Annotated in this window: 17 protein-coding genes and 2 tRNA genes; 4 read left to right on the top strand and 15 right to left on the bottom strand. The window is 63.7% G+C overall.

The genetic code is table 11. The annotated features are described in order from the left end of the window. Positions 1-32: 32 nt before the first annotated feature. From E1742_RS05110 to E1742_RS05120, 3 genes are read right to left on the bottom strand one after another with little or no spacing between them, the layout of a single operon-like run. Positions 33-1,139 carry an alpha/beta fold hydrolase gene (locus tag E1742_RS05110; RefSeq protein WP_134383854.1) on the bottom strand — a complete coding sequence of 369 codons (1,107 nt, stop codon included), beginning with the start codon at positions 1,137-1,139 and terminating at the stop codon, positions 33-35. After that, a complete protein-coding gene (locus E1742_RS05115; RefSeq protein WP_134383855.1) occupies positions 1,136-2,488 on the bottom strand; it encodes a sensor histidine kinase in 1,353 nt (450 codons plus the stop codon). The genes E1742_RS05110 and E1742_RS05115 overlap by 4 nt, the downstream gene beginning before the upstream one ends. Next, positions 2,481-3,155 (bottom strand): response regulator transcription factor, encoded by a 675-nt coding sequence (locus E1742_RS05120; RefSeq protein WP_134383856.1) that lies wholly within the window; start codon positions 3,153-3,155, stop codon positions 2,481-2,483. Before E1742_RS05120 ends, E1742_RS05115 begins: the two co-directional genes overlap by 8 nt. Before the next feature lie 146 nt (positions 3,156-3,301). Here E1742_RS05120 and E1742_RS05125 point away from each other — a divergent pair, with 146 nt between their 5' ends. Further along, positions 3,302-5,257, top strand: a complete 1,956-nt coding sequence (locus E1742_RS05125; RefSeq protein WP_134383857.1) for a methyl-accepting chemotaxis protein — start codon at positions 3,302-3,304, stop codon at positions 5,255-5,257. 504 nt (positions 5,258-5,761) lie between these two features. After that, positions 5,762-6,571: a Crp/Fnr family transcriptional regulator gene (locus E1742_RS05130; RefSeq protein WP_134383858.1), complete on the top strand. Its 810-nt coding sequence runs from the start codon at positions 5,762-5,764 to the stop codon at positions 6,569-6,571. Here the strand turns inward: E1742_RS05130 and E1742_RS05135 are convergent. From E1742_RS05135 to E1742_RS05190, 12 genes are all read right to left on the bottom strand, one after another. After that, on the bottom strand, positions 6,468-7,988 hold the full coding sequence (locus tag E1742_RS05135; RefSeq protein ID WP_134383859.1) for a CHASE3 domain-containing protein: 1,521 nt from the start codon (positions 7,986-7,988) through the stop codon (positions 6,468-6,470). The two genes, E1742_RS05130 and E1742_RS05135, sit on opposite strands and share 104 nt — an antisense overlap. Positions 7,989-8,310: 322 nt before the next feature. Continuing rightward, positions 8,311-8,943 carry a response regulator gene (locus E1742_RS05140; RefSeq protein WP_134383860.1) on the bottom strand — a complete coding sequence of 211 codons (633 nt, stop codon included), beginning with the start codon at positions 8,941-8,943 and terminating at the stop codon, positions 8,311-8,313. A 305-nt stretch (positions 8,944-9,248) separates the two neighbouring features. Continuing rightward, entirely contained in the window at positions 9,249-9,641 is a 393-nt protein-coding gene (locus E1742_RS05145) for a MerR family transcriptional regulator (RefSeq protein WP_134383861.1), read from the bottom strand. Between the two features lie 12 nt (positions 9,642-9,653). Continuing rightward, complete coding sequence (locus tag E1742_RS05150; protein ID WP_107144599.1) at positions 9,654-10,001, bottom strand: integration host factor subunit alpha; 348 nt, start codon at positions 9,999-10,001, stop codon at positions 9,654-9,656. Between the two features lie 266 nt (positions 10,002-10,267). Beyond that, a complete protein-coding gene (gene pheT / locus E1742_RS05155) occupies positions 10,268-12,694 on the bottom strand; it encodes a phenylalanine--tRNA ligase subunit beta (RefSeq protein WP_134383862.1) in 2,427 nt (808 codons plus the stop codon). Positions 12,695-12,715: 21 nt separating this feature from the next. Continuing rightward, the gene (gene pheS / locus E1742_RS05160) at positions 12,716-13,732 is read right to left on the bottom strand and encodes a phenylalanine--tRNA ligase subunit alpha (protein ID WP_134383863.1); all 1,017 of its coding nucleotides are present in this window, start codon (positions 13,730-13,732) and stop codon (positions 12,716-12,718) included. A gap of 107 nt (positions 13,733-13,839) precedes the next feature. Beyond that, positions 13,840-14,199 (bottom strand): 50S ribosomal protein L20, encoded by a 360-nt coding sequence (gene rplT / locus E1742_RS05165; RefSeq protein WP_134383864.1) that lies wholly within the window; start codon positions 14,197-14,199, stop codon positions 13,840-13,842. Positions 14,200-14,224: 25 nt separating this feature from the next. Next, positions 14,225-14,422: a 50S ribosomal protein L35 gene (gene rpmI / locus E1742_RS05170; protein ID WP_057262756.1), complete on the bottom strand. Its 198-nt coding sequence runs from the start codon at positions 14,420-14,422 to the stop codon at positions 14,225-14,227. A 395-nt stretch (positions 14,423-14,817) separates the two neighbouring features. Next, on the bottom strand, positions 14,818-15,339 hold the full coding sequence (gene infC, locus E1742_RS05175) for a translation initiation factor IF-3 (protein WP_134383865.1): 522 nt from the start codon (positions 15,337-15,339) through the stop codon (positions 14,818-14,820). 64 nt (positions 15,340-15,403) lie between these two features. Further along, the gene (gene thrS, locus E1742_RS05180) at positions 15,404-17,311 is read right to left on the bottom strand and encodes a threonine--tRNA ligase (protein WP_134388031.1); all 1,908 of its coding nucleotides are present in this window, start codon (positions 17,309-17,311) and stop codon (positions 15,404-15,406) included. Positions 17,312-17,549: 238 nt separating this feature from the next. Then, positions 17,550-17,626: transfer RNA gene (locus tag E1742_RS05185), tRNA-Val, on the bottom strand. 90 nt (positions 17,627-17,716) lie between these two features. Continuing rightward, a tRNA-Val gene (locus E1742_RS05190) sits at positions 17,717-17,793 on the bottom strand. Positions 17,794-17,905: 112 nt separating this feature from the next. Here E1742_RS05190 and E1742_RS05195 point away from each other — a divergent pair. After that, positions 17,906-18,370, top strand: a complete 465-nt coding sequence (locus E1742_RS05195) for a cache domain-containing protein (protein WP_166793429.1) — start codon at positions 17,906-17,908, stop codon at positions 18,368-18,370. A gap of 18 nt (positions 18,371-18,388) precedes the next feature. Beyond that, positions 18,389-19,306 (top strand): cation diffusion facilitator family transporter, encoded by a 918-nt coding sequence (locus E1742_RS05200; protein WP_134383867.1) that lies wholly within the window; start codon positions 18,389-18,391, stop codon positions 19,304-19,306. The last annotated feature ends 3 nt before the right edge of the window (positions 19,307-19,309 follow it).

The following is a 19,309-nucleotide window of genomic DNA, read 5'->3' on the forward strand; positions in this document are numbered from 1 at the left end:
CGGCTCGCACGCCGATCGCACAGACGCGTACGTCACGGCGCCACGTCCCCCGCCTTCTCGGCAATCGGCCGCGCCTGCTGCAGCAGTGCGGCCAGCATCCTGCCCGGCTCCTCGTTGAACATCTCGTGCGCGGAGTTCTCGAACCAGACCAGCGCCTTGCGCGGCGCCTGCACCCTGGCAAACCACTCGGCCGCCACGCTGGCCGAGACGTTGTGATCGTGTCGGCCGTTGAGCAGGATGATGGGGCAATCGAAACGGGTATAGCCACTGAAGTCCAGCGCGACGGTTTCGGCCAGCAGGTGATTTTCCGAGAAGTCGTTCGCTTTCCAGATGGTGCGCAGGTCGGCATCGGTATATTCAGGTGCCAGGCGGGCGGCGGCGCTTTCGTGATCGGTATTGCGGCGCGCGTACACGGCGCCGCCATAGTAGCCCAGCCACTTGCGCTGGGCGTACAGGTCGCGCAGGACAACGGGACGGCCGGGGGCCGCATAGTCGCCCAGCGCCTCCAGTTCGCGCACGGCTTGCGCATTGTTGTCGCGCCGCGCCGCGTCCAGTGCAAAGCGCAGCCCGCGCCGCTCGCTTTCCGGCGAGTTCGTGATCTGGCCCGCGCCGATATAGGCGTGCAGCCAGTCCGGGTGCCGGCGCGCCAGCTCGATGCCCAGCGAACTGCCCCAGGAATGTCCCAGCACGAAGATGCGCTCCTTGCCGAACTCGCGGCGCAGCCAGGCCACCATCTCTTCGGCATCGGCAATCATGCGCGGGCGCGTCATCGTCAGCGCCACCGCCGCGGGGTCGTTGGCCGCATAGGTCTTGCCGGCGCCACGCTGGTCCCACTGGACGACGGTGAAAAAATCCTCCCACGGACGCTGGAAATACCAGCTGGTGGGCATCGCCACATAGCCTGGGCCGCCGTGAATCATCAGCAGCACGGGATTGCGCCGGTCCATGCCGCGCACGGAGATCCACTGGTCGATGCCGCCGATGCGCACGGCCTGCATACGTTCGATGCCCTGCGGCGTGACGATGCGGCGCATGTCAGCGACAATTTTTACCGCTTCGGCACGGCTTTCAGGCTTTTGCGCGGACGCGGGGACGAGGACGGTACACAAGGCGAGGATGCCGGCGAAACGCAGGATCATGACAGCTCCGGGACGGGTTGCGGATGGCTGAATCTGATGATAAAACAGGCGCCCTGCCCTCCCGCCGCCGTCTCGACAGTCACCCCGGCGCCGTGGGCGGCGGCGATATCGCGCACGATGGCCAGCCCCAGCCCCGTGCCGGCGCTGTGCTGGTCCAGGCGCACAAAGCGGCTGAACACGGCGGCGCGCAGCGCAGGCGGGATGCCGGGGCCGTTGTCCTCGACCGTCAGGACGGCCCCTGCGGCATCGGCGGCGCAGGCCACCGTCACGCGTCCGCCCGGCGGGGTATAGCGGATCGCGTTGTCGATCAGGTTGTCAGCCAGGTCGCGCAGCAGGAAGCGGTCGCCCTGCACCAGCGCCGGCGCCAGCTCGAAGCCCAGGTCGATGGCCTTGCGGGCGGCCTGTTCGACGAAATGCTGCACCGTTTCCCCCAGCAGCGCATCCAGCGCTACCGGCTCCATGCGCCGGCGTTCCGGCCCGGCCGGTTCGGCGCGCGCCAGCGCCAGCAGCTGATTCACCTGGCGGATCATGCGCTCCGTCGATGCGCGCATCATCGCCAGCGCACGGGCGCTGCCGGCATCCGTCTGGCGGCCATCGAGAACGTCCAGCTGGGCGTGCAGCCCGGCCAGCGGCGTGCGCAGCTGATGGGCCATATTGGCAAGGAAGTCCTGGCGCGCCCGCGTACCCTGCGCGGCCTGCTCCAGCAGCGCGTTCATCGCGCGCACGACCGGCTCCAGCTCGACCGGCACGTCGGCACTGTCGGTCGGCGCGAGGTCGTCCGCCGCCCGTGCACGCAGCGCGGCACGCAGCCGTCCCAACGGCCGCAGCCCGCGCGACACGGAATACCAGATCAGGCCCACCGACACGAGCGTCACCAGAGTTTCGAGCAGGATGAGTGCGCGCACGATGGCGGCCTGCGTCTGGCCGCGCTTGCGCAGCGTTTTCGCCACGCCGACGGTGGCGCCCTGCGCGGCGGCCACGAAGACCATGCGTACCGGCTCGCCGCGCACGGTGGCGTCAAATGCCATTCCCGGCGCCGCGGCAACGCGGGGAAAATCGGGATCGCCCGCCAGCAGACGCCCGGTGCTGTCGCGAACGGCCAGATAGACCGCATCCGTCTCGTCGCGGCGCAAAATCTGTTCCGCCTGTGGCGGCAGATCGACTTGCAGCGCCCCGCCGCTCCCCGTCACGCGTGCGGCCAGTGCACCCGCCATGTCCAGCAGGCCCTGGTCGAACGCCAGCCGCGCGAGCACCCAGGCCAGCACATACACCAGCGCGCCGCCGGCCAGGTTGACGATCAGGACGGGCCCGATCAACCAGCGCAGCAGGCGCACGCGCAGGCTACCCATCGGCTTCCAGCATGTAGCCGAAGCCGCGGATGGTGCGGATGGCGATGCCCGCTTCCACCGTTTTCTGGCGCACCCGCGACACATAGACCTCGACGGCGTTCGGCGTGACGTCGTCGCCCAGCGGCAGGATGGCGTCGATGATCTGCTGCTTCGACACGACACGCGACACGTGCAGCAGCAGGTATTCCAGCACCGCCCACTCGCGTGCGGACAGGTCGATGACGCGCTCGCCGACTTTGGCGCGGCGCGTGGCGTTGTCCAGGGTCAGCGCGCCCAGCGCCAGCACGGCAGTCCTGGGCGCGTGACGGCGCGCCAGCGCGCGCACCCGCGCCACCAGTTCGGGCGTGGCGAAAGGCTTGACCAGGTAATCGTCCGCACCCAGCTCCAGGCCCTTGACGCGGTCCTCGACGGCGTCGCGCGCCGTCAGCAGCAGCACGGGCACTGCACTGCCGCGCGCGCGCAGCCGGCGCACGATGTCGAAGCCGTCCATGCCCGGCAGGCCGATATCGAGCACCAGCACATCGAACGCATGGCCGGCGGCAAGCCGCGCATCGGCCGCGGCGCCGTCGCGCAACGTGTCCACGGCGATGGCGTGACTCGCCAGCAGGCGGGCGATGGCGTCCGCCAGGACGGGATCGTCTTCGACCAGGAGGACGCTGGTTGGCATGGGCTCGGTCCGGGCTGCGGGAGCGTTCATTATGCCCCAGCCGTATCGCCCCGGCTGCATCGGTGCTCCCGGCGCGTCGCGGTTTCATCGCCCTGTCATATTCGACATGCATTATTGCGCGTTGGAAACTAACCAGTGATACCCGCATGCGATTCCTCTTCCACCCCGCCGTCGCGCTGATGCAGCGCCTGTGCCTGCTGCCGAAATTTCTCGTCATCTCGCTTGTGTTCCTGCTGCCGCTGCTGCTGGCGACAGGTCTCCTGATGTCGGAGCTGCAGCGCTCCGTGGCTGCGACGGAGCGGGAGCGTACCGGCGTGGCGGGCGTGACCCGGCTGGTGGAGATCGCCCGGCTGGCGCAGCAGCGCCGCGCCCTGGAGCACCTCCGCCTGGCTGCCCATCAGCCGACGGACGCCGCCGCGCTGTCGCGCGAACTGGCGGAGCGCCTGGCCGAGCTGGAAAGCTGGCGACGCGGCCCCGGGTCGGCCGTGCTGGCCGACAGCGGCAAGCTGCCCGCCCAATGGTCCACACTGCGCGCCGACAACCCGGCACGCGACGCCCGCGCCAGCTTTACCCTGCACAGCGCGCTGATCGCCGAGGCGTCGCGCCTGATGGGGGACGTGGCCGACCGGTCCGGCCTGAGCCTGGACCCCGAGGTGCGCACGCACCATCTGGCCGAGCTGTTCCTGACGACGTTCCCCGACATTGCCGACAGCCTGTCGGTGCTTTCCGCGCGCGGCGGCGCCTACATCGACAGCGGGCTGCTGGAAGCCAACGAGGATGGCCTGCTGAACGCAACGGCGCTGCTGGCCCGGCATGCGCTGGAGCGCGTGCCCGACCAGGCACGCCGGCTGACCGCAACCAATCCCGCGCTGGAACCGGTGCTGGCGCCACGAATGGCGGCTGTGCCGGCGGCGCTGGCATTCCTGGACCGCAGCCGCAACGAGGTGACGAACGCAGTCGACCAGACATCCGGGCGCGAGTTCAACGCGGCCGGCAGCCGTGCCGTCGATGGCCTGTACGGCATCGTGCGCACGTCCGCCGTCGCGCTGGACGGTCTGCTGGCCAAGCGGGCCGCGCGCGACAGGTTGCGGCGGAACATCGTGCTGGGCGCCGTGCTGGCGGCGATCCTGGTGGCGGCGTGGCTGTATGCCGGGTTCTACCATTCGTTCGCCCGCGATATCGGCGCGTTGCACGGCGCCGTGCAGGCGGCTGCGGCGGGCGACCTGTCGGTGCGGATCTCGTCCCCCGCGCGTGACGAACTGGGCAGCCTGACGGATGCGTTTGCCAACACGATGGGCACGCTCAGCGCGCTGATGACGGACATCCGCCGTGGGGCCCGCCGCATCGACGGCGCGGCCGACGAGCTGGCCGCCGGCAATGCCGGCCTGTCGGCGCAGACGGACAGGCAGGCGCAGGTGCTGGGCGACACGGTGGCGTCGATGCGCGAGCTGGCCCAGTCCGTCAGCGACAATGCCGTCCACGTGCAGCATGGCGAGGCGCTGGCCCGCACAGCAGCCGACACGGCCATTCGCAGCGGCAGCGACGTGCTGGCCGTGGTGGACGTCGTCAAGGCAATGCGCACGGGCTCGGAACGGATTGCCGACATTATCGGCGTCATTGACGGCATCGCGTTCCAGACCAATATCCTGGCGCTGAACGCGGCGGTCGAGGCCGCGCGCGCCGGCGAACAGGGCCGCGGCTTTGCCGTCGTGGCGGCGGAGGTGCGCAGCCTGGCGCAACGCTCGGCTGCCGCGGCACTGGAAGTCAAGCACCTGATCGCAGCTTCCGTCACGCAGGTCGAGGCGGGCAGCGAGCTGGCGGACCAGGCAGGCAACACGATGGCGCAATTGCAGGACGCCGTGCGCCAGATGACAGCGGTGCTGGAGCGCATCGGTGCCGTCGAGGCGGCGCAGCGGACGGAAATTGCCGCGCTCAACGTGGCGCTGGACCGCATCGACCGGATGAACCGGCGCAATGCGGAGCTGACCGCGCAGGCGTCCAGCGGCGCCAGTCGGATACATGCTGAGTCGGCGCTGCTCAATGGTGCACTGGGCCGCTTCCGGCTGCGCCGCCAAGCCGCTGTCCAGCCCGCGTTATCCTGACGAGACGACTACACGCCCCACTGGGCACCGCCGCCCTTACTGTCGCGCTCACCGTTCAAGGCTGTGTAGGAATCTGCCTTGCCGGTGTTGCTCACCACTATGTTCGGTGGCTGACACGCGATCTGGTGCGCCGTTGCGCCATCCCGCTGCGACACCGGTGCAAGCCGGTGCCGATTCCACCGTTGGCAGGTCCAGCCGCAGTCTAATGCCCGTCCAGGCAGTGCGGCGCTCCTCGAAATGCCAACGGTGCGCCGCGGATTCAGACTCCATGATAAGCAATTCGCATTTTTGGTAGGACTAGGCTGACATGTTGTCATCTTGCCAGCCTACACCCCAGCGGAAGCCCGTCTTATGTTCGTAACCTACATAGAAAACTAAAGTACACCCTATGCAATCGGCAAAGCAGCGCGAGAACAGAAGCGCTCCCGGACTGTCCAAGCTTTACGAAGGTAGACACCCCCGGCCCCGACGAGCAAACCGTGTACCCAAGTCTGTGAGGATAAAATGAACAACATTCAACCTGGCGCTACCGAAAAAAACAATGTCTCCCGTTCGATGCCTGTCGGCTCGCGGGACTTCAAAGTGGCGTCCCGGCCCGTTGTCAGCTATAGCGGTACCCAACAGAACGAACTGCTTGCCGCGCTGCCCCGCCCGGTACTGGAATCCCTGTTCGAGCACCTGGAGCTCGTGCAGCTGCCGTTCGGCAAAGAACTCTTCGAATATGGCAGCAAGCTGGAAAATGTGTACTTCCCCACCACGGCCATCGTGTCGCTGCTGTACGTCATGGAAGACGGCGCCACGACGGAAATCGCCGTGGTCGGCCATGAAGGCGTCGTCGGCGTCTCCATGTTCCCGGGCGAACGCGCCATGTGCACCGCGGTCGTGCAGAGCGCCGGTTACGGCTATCGCCTGAAAGCGCAGGCGCTGCGCGACGTGTTCAACCAGGGCGGCGCACTGCCGCAACTGCTGATGCGCTACAACACGGCGCTGTTTGCCCAGATGGCGCAGAACGCCGTCGGCGGCCGCCACAGCTCGATCGAGCAGAAGCTGTGCCGCTGGCTGCTGGACCGCCTGGACCGCTCGCCAAGCAACGAGCTGAAGGTCACGCAGGAAATGATCTCGATCATGCTGGGCGTACGGCGCGAAAGCATCACGGCCGCCGCCGGCAAGCTGCAGGAAGACGGCCTGATCACCTACCGCCGCGGCAACATCACTGTGCTAGACCGTGCGGGTCTGGAACGCTATGCCGGAGAGTGCTATAAGGTGGCGAAGACGGAATATGATCGTCTGCTCGTTGACGTAGCAGGTTGCTGACCCCATCCGCGGCGCCCGCTGGCGCCGTCCCGCTCAGCGGAATGAACACTTCAATGCAGGTGCCCTTGTCGCCCCGGCCGCGCCGGATCGTCAGGGTGCCGCCCAACAGCAGCGCACGTTCGCGCATCCCCAGCAATCCATGCGACATCGGCTTGACGATCATGTCCGATGCGATACCGATGCCGTTGTCGATAATGCGCAGCACCAGCATGCCCTCTTCCGTCTGTTTCAACGTTACCGACACCCGTGTCGCGGCCGCATATTTGCGGATATTCGTCAGCGACTCCTGCACGATGCGGAACAGCGCGATCGACAGGCTGGCCTCGCCGTTGCGGGCGATGCTGTCGACCTCGGTGCCGATTTCCGTATCGCACGGCACTCCCGTCATGCGGGCGAAGTCGGCCGTATAGCTGTCGAGCGCGGCGCACAGGCCCAGGTTGTCCAGCAGGCTGGGACGCAGGTTTTCGATAATGCGGCGCTTGAGCTCCACCGTTTCCAGCAACGTCTGGCGCGCGCGCCGCAGCTGCGTTGCCAGTTCCGGCTCCGTCTGCCGCAGGCCATGCGTGACGGCGGCGATATCCATGCTGATCGATGTCAGGTGCGCACCCATCTCGTCATGCAGCTCGCGCGACAGGCGCGCCTTTTCCTCTTCCGAAATGCTGATCAGGTGGCGCGAGAGCACGGATAACTGCTCCGTGCGCTGCGCAACCATTTCCTCCAGGTTCTCATTCGATTGCTGCAAAGCGTGCTCGACGCTCGCCTGCGTGAAATAACTGCGCCGCACGATCTGGTAGAACACGACCAGCACGACAATGGCCAGCGCGTTGATGCCCATGCCCAGCATCAGTGCGTTCTGGTATTCCTGATAGAAGCGCGCGCTGCGCGTGGCCAGCGTTTCGTTCTGTTCCTGGATCATGATGACGGTCTGCAGGCGGATCTCGTCCATGCCGCTGCGGTCCTCGCCATAGCGGGAAATGGTGACGATCTCGTCCAGTCCGCCGTGGCGGTAGACCTCGATGGCCTGCCCCATCATGCTCAGCTTGCGGCGCACCAGCTGGTGCAGCTGGCTGAGGTTCTTCAGCTGGGCAGGATTGTCGGCCAGCAGCTGTTCCAGCAGTCGGAATTCGGCCTCCGTTTCGGCCGTCACGGCGCGGGTGGGACCCAGGTAGGTGTCGTCACCGGAGATGAAATAGCCGCGCATGCTGCTCTCGGCATCCTGCACGAGCACACCCAGGTATTGCAGGCGCTCGGCAACGCGGGAGCTCTGCAGCGTCTGCGCATTGGCGCTCTTGAGCGACTCGAGATTGTGGAACAGGCTCAGCCCATTTACGATCAAGAACAGTGCACACACGACGCACAGAAGAGTCTTGTAGAGAGGCAGCCGGTGCTTTGGCGCTGATAAAACGGTGAAGTACATCCTGAAGCATCCTTCGCTGACGCGCGGCGGCGGGGGCAGGCTATTATAGACTGCGACGCCAATTGGTGCCTCGTGGAAAGTTCATCGGACGCAGAAGTTGCGCACCAGAACAACAAAACGATGGGGAAGCCCGACGATAGGCGACGTTGCGTGTACGATCCAGCAACGTTCGTGGCGGAAAATGAAACAGCCGCGCTGCCATTGCGGAGCAAGGCAAGCACGGCTGTGAGAGAGTTCTGGCGGTCCGGGAAGACACGGACGTCACCCCGGCTGCTGCGACACGGCACGGGAGACCAGAAGCCCCGTGCCAGGCGCCCGAGCTTCAGTCCAACAGGTTGTTCTTCATTGCGTAGTATGTCAGGTCACTGTTCGATTGCAACCCCATTTTTTCCATGATACGCGTGCGGTAGGTACTCACGGTTTTAATGCTGAGCGACAGGGCCGTGCCGATGTCGGACACGGTTGCCCCGCGAGCGAGCCGCAGGAAGACCTGGAATTCACGGTCCGACAGCTCCGTATGCAAGGCCGTGTTCGGATCGCGGTCGAAGCTCTGGGCCAGCAGTTCGCCGACCTGGGAACTGACGTAGCGGCGCCCCTGGTACACGGTACGCACGGCCGTGATCAGCTCGTCCGCCTCGCATTCCTTGTTCAGGTAGCCGTTCGCGCCCATCTTGAACAGGTTCAGCGCGTACTGCTGCGCCGGGTAGCCCGACAGGATCAGCACGGGCAAATCCGGCTGGCCCTGCCGGATGGTGCGCAAGGTATCGATACCGCTCTGGTCGGGCATCGCGATATCGAGCAGCAGGACGTCGCAAATTTCGCGGCGTGCAATGTCGAGCGCTTCGCGCCCCGTGCTCCCTTCGGCCACGACGTTGAACTCGTCGGAGGACGAAAAAATCTGTTTGAACCCTGCTCTAACTATCTGATGATCGTCACAAATGGCAACGCGTATCATTGTTTTCCCTCGTATGTCCCTAGCTTGGGGAAGTAGTTCTGGAACGTTCGCCGCCCCGGATCAGCGTCTGCAATTTTCACTAGCAAAATTATAACGTTGATATTGTATCACCAAACATTTAACGTTCTTGCGCATTGTCGCGCTGACATGTTTTTAGCGGAAGACGCAAAAAAAAGACGTTGAGCGCCGCAAGACGCTGCCACGTCTCACTCGCGACGCACCGTCGGGGCCGGAAACCGCTGCGGCGCATGCCCATCGCGTTGTTGGACAAACATGTGGCGCCGCAAGCCGGTTTTTCAATACCCTTACTTCAACAGATTCAGAATGGCCTGCAATTCGTCGCGGATCATGTCGCGGTCCAGCGGCGGCATCGCATCGGTCTGAACTACTTCCTCATCATACTCTTCCTGCGCGACTGCGCCACGGCTGTCCAGCTTATTGCGTGCGCCGCTGATCGTGAAACCCTGTTCATACAGCAGTTCACGGATACGGCGGATCAGCAATACCTCATGGTGCTGGTAATAACGACGGTTGCCGCGCCGCTTGACCGGCTTGAGCTGGGTAAATTCCTGCTCCCAGTAACGCAGCACATGAGGCTTTACGCCGCATAGTTCGCTCACTTCGCCGATGGTGAAGTAGCGCTTCGCCGGGATCGGTGGCAAGCTCACCAGATCCGTCTTGCTGATGCGATCGTTCATGTACATCCTCTATCAGGCCGCGCGTGCCAGTGCGGCACTTTCTTCCACCATGGCCTTGAGCTTCTGGCTGGCGTGGAACGTGACGACGCGGCGGGCCGTGATCGGGATTTCCTCGCCGGTCTTCGGGTTGCGGCCGGGCCGCTGCGGCTTGTCGCGCAGCTGGAAATTGCCGAAACCGGACAGCTTGACGGCCTCGCCGCGCTCCAGCGCGTTGCGGATCTCGTCAAAGAACGTTTCGACCATGTCCTTCGCCTCACGCTTGTTCAGCCCGACTTGCTCGAACAATAGTTCGGCCAGCTCGGCCTTGGTCAAGGTGGGCAGGTCTTTTTCAGCTTCCTTGCGGACTTTGGCAACCTGCATGGCGCTGTGCAACTCGGCATCCAGCGCAGATTGCAATACCGCGGAATCGACGTCGTTGTTGTTAATTTTTGCCCCGCCTATAAAAAGAACATCGAGTCCGCCGAAGCGGACCCGAAGGTGAAGATTGATGACTGAAGAGTATCTGCGACGTTGCTTAGCTGACGCTTAGTTCACGCTCAGTTCACGCTCAGTTGAACACCCGGTAGACGCCCGGTTCGCCTGCCATGCCGCCGACAGCGCACTCGCTTGCGTACTCGCTTGCGGGCCTATTTGCGTACCTGCGCGCCCAGTTTTTGCACCGCTGCATCGGTCAGCGCGGCCATCAGCGCATCCACGATATCGTCCTGCAGGGTGTTTTGAGTATCTTGCAAGCTAAAGCGGAAAGCAAGCGATTTTTCGTCCGCCGCCACCCCGATGCCGCGATATTCATCAAACAAAACAATGGCTTGCACGATGCGCCCATGCTCGGCTGCAGCAGCGGCCGCGGCGAACGCGTCAAGCAGTTCCTGCGCCGGCACGTCCTGTTTGACGACCAGCGCCAGGTCGCGCGACGCGCCCGGGAACTTGGAGATTTCCGTGTACGACGGCACGTCGCGTTGCTGCAGCGCATCCGCATCGACCTCGAACAGCACGGGTGCCTTCGGCAGGTCGTATTTCTGCAGCCAGCGCGGGTGCAACTCGCCGACAAAGCCGATGACCTTGCCGTTCAACGTTACCGATGCGGCGCGGCCCGGATGCAGCGCCGGGTGCTCCAGCTTGGCAAAGCGCAGCTGGGCCGGCGCGAACAGCGCTTCCAGGTCGGCCTTGACGTCGAAGAAGTCGACGTCGCGGGTCGGCTGGCCCCACTGCTCGTCCGCGTGCGGGCCGTAGGCGATGGCCGCCACGCGCTGCGGCTGGCTGTAGCCGGCCACGGTCAACGGGCCGTCGGTCACGGCGGCGTCGCGATGATACACGGCGCCCACCTCGAACACGCGCACCCGTGGGGCTTTGCGGTTCAGGTTGTAGCGCACGTTGGCAACCAGGCTGCCGATCAGCGACGAACGCATCACGGACAGCTGGCTGGCGATCGGGTTCTGCAGGCGGATCGGGCTGTCGTTGCCGGCAAAGTCCAGTTCCCACTGCGCTTCCACGAAGCTCATGTTGACGACTTCCTGGTAGCCCAGGTCGGCCAGCTGGTGGCGCACGGCAAAGATCGAACGGGTATTTTCCGGGGCGATCCGCATCGTGTTCTCGGCCACCGGCGGGCGGGCCGGGATGTTCTCGAAGCCGTACACGCGCGCCACTTCCTCGATCAGGTCTTCCTCGATCTCGATGTCGAAACGGTAGCTCGGGCTCGTCACGGAGAAGACACCGTCCTCGACCGTGTGCGGCAGCGCCAGGCGGGTGAAGATGTCGGCCACAACGGCATCGGTCAACGGCACGCCGATGACCTTCTGCGCTCGGCTCGTGCGCATTTTCACGGGAGCGCGTTGCGGCACGTTGACGACGTGATCGTCCACGGGACCGATTTTCGTTTCCGCCGTGCCGCAGATCTCCAGGATCAGCGCGGTGATGCGTTCGATGTGCTCGACCGTCGTCGCGTAATCCACGCCCCGCTCGAAGCGGTGCGCAGCGTCCGTCGAGAAGTTGTACTTGCGCGCCCGGCCCTGGATGGCGCTTGGCCACCAGAAGGCCGCTTCCAGGTAGATGTTCGTCGTGTCCAGCGACACGGCGGTCGAGTCGCCGCCCATGATGCCGGCCAGCGATTCGATTTCCTTGTCGTCGGCGATCACGCCGACCCACTCGTCGACGGCAACGGTGTTACCGTTCAACAGCTTCAGCGATTCGCCGGCCTTGCCCCAGCGCACCTCCAGGCCGCCATGGATCCTGTCCAGGTCGAACACGTGCGACGGCCGCCCCAGTTCCAGCATGACGTAGTTCGAGATGTCGACCAGTGCCGACAGACTGCGCTGGCCGCTGCGCTCCAGGCGCTGCTTCATCCACTCCGGCGTGGCGGCCTTCGCGTTCAGGTTGCGGATGACGCGGCCGGAGAAGCGGCCGCACAGGTCCGGCGCGCTGATCTTGACGGGCAGTTTTTCGTCCGAGTTGACCGCAACTGGCGCCGATTGCGGCGCCTGCAGCGGCGTGCCCGTCAGTGCGGACACTTCGCGCGCCACACCCAGCACGGACAGGCAGTCCGCCTTGTTCGGCGTCAGCTTGATCGTAAACTTCAGGTCGTCCAGCGCGTAGTAATCGCGGAAGTCGGCGCCCACGGGCGCATCGTCCGGCAGCTCCAGCAGGCCGCCGTGGTCTTCCGACAGTTTCAGCTCGCGGGCGGAGCACAGCATGCCCTGCGACTCGACGCCGCGCAGCTTGCCGACTTTGATCAGGAACGGCTTGCCGTCCGCGCCGGGCGGCAGTTCCGCGCCGGCCTTGGCGCAGACGACCTTCAGGCCCGGACGCACGTTCGGCGCGCCGCAGACGATGTTGAGCAAGGTGCCCGTGCCGACGTCCACCTGGCACACGTTCAGGCGGTCCGCATCCGGGTGCTTGACCATCTCGCGCACGTGGCCCACGACAACGTTCGTGAACGGCGGCGCGACCGGTTCCACTTCTTCCACTTCCAGGCCGGACATCGTCAGCAAGTGAGACAGCTCGTCCGAACTCATCTTCGGATCGGCCATGGTACGGAGCCAGTTTTCGGAGAATTGCATAATCAGCCTTCGATATTATTCTTAGTTGAACTGCTTCAGGAAGCGCAGGTCGCCTTCGTAGAACAGGCGCAGGTCATTGACGCCATAGCGCAGCATCGTCAGGCGCTCGAGGCCGGAGCCGAACGCAAAGCCGATGTATTTTTCCGGGTCCAGCCCGAAATTGCGTACGACGTTCGGGTGCACCTGCCCCGAACCGGACACTTCCAGCCAGCGCCCCTTCAGCGGACCGGAGCCGAAGGCGATGTCGATCTCGGCGGAAGGTTCCGTGAACGGGAAATACGACGGACGGAAGCGCACATCCAGGTCGTCCGTCTCGAAGAATGCCTTGACGAAGTTCAGGTACACGCCCTTCAGGTCGGCAAAACTGATGTTCTCGGCGATCCACAGGCCTTCGACCTGGTGGAACATCGGGGAGTGCGTTGCATCGCTGTCGACGCGGTAGGTGCGGCCAGGCGCGATCACCTTGATCGGCGGCTGATGGCTGCGCGCGTAGCGCACCTGCATCGGGCTCGTGTGCGTGCGCAGCAGCAGAGGCTTGCCGGTACTGTCGTTGCCGTCGATGTAGAACGTGTCCTGCATCGAGCGGGCCGGGTGGTTTTCCGGACTGTTCAGCGCGGTGAAGTTGGTCCAGTCGGTTTCGATCTCGGGACCGGCCGCCACGTCGAAGCCGATCGAGCGGAAGATCGCTTCCACCCGTTCCCACGTGCGCATCACGGGGTGGATGCCGCCGGTGGCGCGGCCGCGGCCGGGCAAGGTGACGTCGATGGCTTCCGCATTCAGGCGCTGCTGCAGCTGGGCTTCGGCCAGCGCATCGCGGCGTGCCGTCAGCGCGGTTTCGATCTGCCCTTTGGCGGCGTTGATCAGCGCACCTTGCGCTTTCTTTTCCTCGGGCGCGAGCTTGCCGAGGCCCTTCATCAATTCGGTGATCCGGCCGGTCTTGCCAAGATAGATGGCCTTGGCGTTTTCAAGGGCGGCGGCGTCGGCGGCGGCGATAAAGTCAGCCTGGGCCGCAACGACGAGTTGTTCGAGGGAGTTCATCCGACTGTTTTCCTATGCTGGAAATTAAAAACGGGGCCCAGGTTGTTAGACCCTGCCCCGCTCTTCACGCCCCCTTGCGGTGGCGCGCAACATCGATCGCTGATGAATTAAGCAGCGATTTTTGCTTTCACGGCGTTGACAATCGCGGCAAACGCCGGCTTGTCCATCACAGCCATATCGGCCAGGACTTTACGGTCCAGTTCGATAGCGGCTTTCTTCAGGCCGTTCATGAAGACGCTGTAGGTCAGGCCGTGTTCACGCGAAGCCGCGTTGATACGGGTGATCCACAGTGCGCGGAAGACGCGCTTCTTGTTACGACGGTCGCGGTAGGCGTACTGGCCAGCGCGCATGACTGCCTGCTTGGCAATACGGTAAACCTTGCTGCGACGACCGCGGTAACCCTTGGCCTGGTTCAGTACTTTTTTATGACGGGCACGCGCAGTAACCCCACGTTTTACTCGAGGCATAGTAGCTCCTTAAATGAGTGTGAGATTAAGCGGACGGCATCATGCGCAGGACGCTCGTGACGTCGGACGCATTGATGTTACGGGTGCCACGCAGCTGACGCTTGTTTTTGGTGGTTTTCTTGGTCAGGATGTGACGCTTGAACGCCATACCCGATTTGACGGTACCACCTGGACGCACGCGAAAACGCTTCTTCGCGGAGCTTTTGGTTTTCATTTTTGGCATAACACATCTGCTCTTTCGAGCAGCTCCAAATGAACAGGATTGCAGGTGGCAACAACACGTTGCGCTTGGGTGCCTGCTTTCACTTGTTGATGCAGCGGCAGCGGGGCCACTACATGTTGCAGCTTGGCGCTGCAAATTCTTTTGCAACAGGCCCTGGGGCCGCAGCAGCCGGCAATTATAACTGATTTTTCGCAGCAATAGCTCGGAAAACCGCCGGCCAGCGACCGCGGTGCACAAAATGTCGAGGACAGGCACCTGTCACGCGCCGCTCGGCGCGAGACAGGTGCCTGTCCCCGACGGGATCCACGCCCCGAGACAACTGGGGGCAGGCGCCGGTTTCAACACGAACCCGGCGCCTGCCCCCTCCCGACGTTGACTGCAGCGCAGTCGACGACTTACTTCTTCTTTTTAGGGGCGATGACCATGATCATCTGCCTTCCTTCCATCTTCGGGAACTGCTCCACCTGGCCATGCTCCTCCAGGTCAGCCTTCAGACGCTCAAGCATCCGCATCCCGATGTCCTGGTGGGCCATTTCGCGGCCGCGGAAACGCAACGTGATCTTCGTCTTGTCGCCGTCTTCCAGGAAACGGATCAGGTTGCGCAACTTGATGTTGTAGTCGCCGTCGTCAGTGCCGGGACGGAATTTGACTTCCTTCACGGCGATGACTTTCTGCTTCAATTTAGCGTCGTGCGCCTTCTTCTGTTCCGAATACTTGAACTTCCCGTAGTCCATCAGACGGGCGACAGGAGGAACCGCTGTTGGAGCGATTTCCACCAGATCGACGTTCGCTTCCTCCGCCAGGCGGAAGGCTTCGGCCAGGCTAACGATGCCCAGGGGCTCATTATTGACACCGGACAGGCGCATTTCCGGTGCCGTGATTTCGCCATTGATGCGATGCGACTTGTCAGTAGCTATTGCAGTTTCCTTTAAGAAATTTGATGGTTTGTGGCCGGTTGCGGAAACCTTGCTGCGATTCCCGTCAGGCTTTGTTGGCGACGTCCTGCTGGAGTCGCTCGACCAGGGCGTCGATCGACATTACGCCGAGATCGACATTGCCCCGAGCACGCACAGCCACGGTATTGGCATCCCGCTCCTTGTCGCCAATCACCAGAATATATGGCAACTTTTGGACGGAATGTTCGCGTATTTTATACGTGATCTTCTCGTTGCGCAAATCAGCCGTGACGCGGAACCCCAGCTTGCGCAGCTTTGCCGCCAGATCGGTGGCGTACTCGGCCTGGCCTTCCGAGATATTCAGGATGGCAACCTGCACCGGCGCCAGCCACATCGGCAGCGCGCCAGCGTAGTTTTCGATCAGGATGCCGATGAAACGCTCCATCGAACCGACGATCGCGCGGTGCAGCATGACAGGCACCTTGCGGCTGTTGTCCTCGGCCACATACTCGGCGCCCAGGCGTTCGGGCATGAAGAAGTCGACCTGCATCGTGCCGACCTGCCATGGGCGGCCCAGCGAATCCTTCAGATGGTACTCGATCTTCGGACCGTAGAACGCGCCCTCGCCCGGCAGCTCCGTCCACGTCACGCCGCAGGCGCGCAGACCCTGGCGCAGCGCTTCTTCGGCGTTGTTCCAGACGTCGTCCGTGCCGATGCGGTTATCGGGACGCAGCGCCAGCTTCACTTCGATATTGGTGAAGTCGAAGTCCTCGTACACCTCCATCGCCTGGCGGTGGAAGGCGACCACTTCCGGCTCGATCTGCTCGTTGGTGCAGAAGATGTGGCCGTCGTCCTGCGTGAAACCGCGCACGCGCATGATGCCGTGCAGCGCGCCGGACGGCTCGTTGCGGTGGCACTGGCCGAATTCGCCGTAGCGCAGCGGCAGGTCGCGGTACGAGCGCATGCCGGAATTGAAGATCTGCACGTGGCCCGGGCAGTTCATCGGCTTCAGGGCATACGAACGGTTTTCCGACTCCGTCACGAACATGTTTTCGCGGTAGTTGTCCCAGTGACCCGTTTTGCCCCACAGGCTGGCATCGAGAATCTGCGGCGCCTTGACTTCCTGGTAGCCATTGTCCTGGTATTTCTTGCGCATGTACTGTTCGACCTGCTGCCAGATGGTCCAGCCTTTCGGGTGCCAGAACACCAGGCCCGGCGCCTCGTCCTGGAAGTGGAAGAAGTCCAGCTGCTTGCCCAGTTTGCGGTGGTCGCGCTTTTCCGCCTCCTCCAGCATGTGCAGGTACTGCTCCTGGTCTTCCTTCCTGGCCCAGGCCGTGCCGTAGACACGCTGCAGCATCTCGTTCTTCGAGTCGCCGCGCCAGTAGGCGCCGGCCAGCTTCATCAGCTTGAATACTTTCAGCTTACCCGTCGACGGCACGTGCGGGCCGCGGCACAGGTCGGTGAACTTCCCTTCGCTGTACAGCGACACGTCCTCGCCCGCAGGAATCGAGCCGATGATCTCGGCTTTATAGGCTTCGCCGATCGACTTGAAGTACGCCACCGCTTCGTCGCGCGGCATGACCTTGCGCGTGACCGGCTCGTCCTTCTTCGCCAGTTCGGCCATCTTCTTTTCGATGGCGACCAGGTCGTCCGGCGTGAACGGGCGCTTGTACGAGAAATCGTAGTAGAAGCCGTTTTCGATCGTCGGGCCGATCGTCACCTGCGCGTCCGGGAACAGCTCCTTGACGGCGTAGGCCAGCAGGTGGGCGGCGGAGTGGCGGATGACGTCCAGGCCTTCGGGGTCCTTGTCGGTCACGATGGCCACATCGGCATCCCGTTCGATCAGGAACGACGTGTCGACGACCTTGCCGTCGACCTTGCCGGCCAGGGCAGCCTTGGCCAGGCTGTTGCTGATATTCGATGCCACCTGCGCCACGGTGACGGGCGCGTCAAACTGGCGCACGGATCCATCGGGAAGTCGGACTGATACCATCATGATCTCCAATCGGCACGGGGCCGGATAACTGCTGCTGAAATAGGGAAATGCGGAAAAAGCGGACGAAAAAAAACGCGGACTAGCCGCGTTTTTCTTCAAATTGAAAAGCCAAAGAAAGCCGGTCGACTAGCGTCACTCACCAAACCCGGGGTCGTAGTTCGCGGTGTCATAACCGGTGTGCCTTTCTCGCTCTTACAAGATGAGAGCGCCGCATGATGCGACGCTTCAGGAATTCTGGTGGGCGGTGAGGAATTCGAATCCCCGACCCCTTGGATGTCGACCAAGTATTCTAACCAGCTGAACTAACCGCCCGGAGGCCCGGAGCAGCGATACTACGCGACTTGCGTCACACAACAACACTACCCCGAACTTTACTACTACTTTTACTACAACTGCATGTTCTGGTGGGCGGTGAGGAATTCGAATCCCCGACCCCTTGGATGTCGACCAAGTATTCTAACCAGCTGAACTAACCGCCCGATGCCCAGCATTATAGGGAGACGTCCGAGGAAAAACAAGGGCCAACCTGAAATACTTGTCAGGTGCTCACGGGACGGGCACCACGAAGCCCATGCTATATTCGTCGTCTCCATGAAACGAACTCTTCCTCCCCACGGCTTGCCGGCGCTGTTGCTTGCGGCCCTACTCCTCTGCGGCAGTGCCGCCGCCGAACCGGGCACGGCCGACGAGGCGCGCGCCATGGTCGACAAGGCCGCCATGCTGATGCGCGAGCTGGGCCCCGAGCGGGCGATGGCCGAGATCAGCAATCCCTTCGGCGCCTTCAACTACCGCGACCTGTACGTGACCGTCTACAGCCTGCGCGGACGCATCCTGGCCCACGGCACGCAGCCGCAACTGATCGGTCGCGATGCATGGAACTGGCGCGATGCCGACGATCATTACTATATTCGTGAGATCATCACGCGTGCGCAGCGGAACGAGACGGGTCCCGTACACTACACCCGCCTCCATCCGGGCACCCAGCAGCTGCGCGTGAAGGCAACGTGGTTCCGCCTGGTCGACCGCCACGTCATCGCCTGCGGCGCGTATAAATAAACCTTTTCAGCAGTAACCATGAACGCACCAAGCCATCTGCACGCCCATCTGAAGGGCGATGCCAAGTACCGCCACCAACGGCCCGACCGCAGCCTGTCGATCCTGGCCTGGGCGCTGGGGCTGACGTTGCTGTTTGCCGGCGTCGAAGTCGCCGCCGGCTTTGCCTCCAATTCTCTGGCGCTCATTTCCGACGCCGGGCACATGGTCACCGATGCCGCCTCGCTCGGACTGGCACTGTTTGCCCAGCTGATCGCACGCCGGCCGCCGTCGCCACGCTATTCGTTCGGCTTCGGCCGCGCCGAAGCGCTGGCCGCCTTCGTCAACGGACTGGTGATGCTGATGGTCGTCGGCTGGATCGTGTTCGAGGCCGTGCACCGCTTCGCGCAGCCGCAGGCGGTCGCCGGCGGCACCGTCTTCATCGTCGCCGCCATCGGCCTGTGCGTGAACATCGCGGTGGCGTGGGTGCTGTCGAAGGACCGCGACAGCTTGAACACGCGCGCCGCGCTGGTGCACGTGCTGGGCGACATGCTGGGGTCCGTGGCCGCGCTGATCGCCGGCGCCGTCATCTACTACACGGGCTGGATGCGGATCGACCCGCTGCTGTCGCTGGTCGTCTCGCTGCTGCTGCTCAAGTCCACCTACGGCATCCTGCGCGAGTCCGGCCACCACCTGATGGAAGGCGTCCCCGAACACATCGACTACATGCAGCTGGGCGCCGATCTGGAAGACGTGGACGGGGTCGTTTCCGTGCACGACCTGCACGTGTGGGACATGGCGCCGGGCGAGCCCGCGCTGATCGGGCACGTGGAAGTGAGCGAGCTGGAGCATTGGCCGCGCGTGCTGAAGGCGGTGCGCGCCATGCTGCTGGCAAAGCACGGGATCGACCACGTGACGTTGCAGGCGGAGGTGGCCGGGCGGCAGGGCCGCGCCGGCTGAGCA

It is taken from the genome of Pseudoduganella plicata (assembly GCF_004421005.1).
GTDB lineage: Bacteria > Pseudomonadota > Gammaproteobacteria > Burkholderiales > Burkholderiaceae_D > Rugamonas > Rugamonas plicata.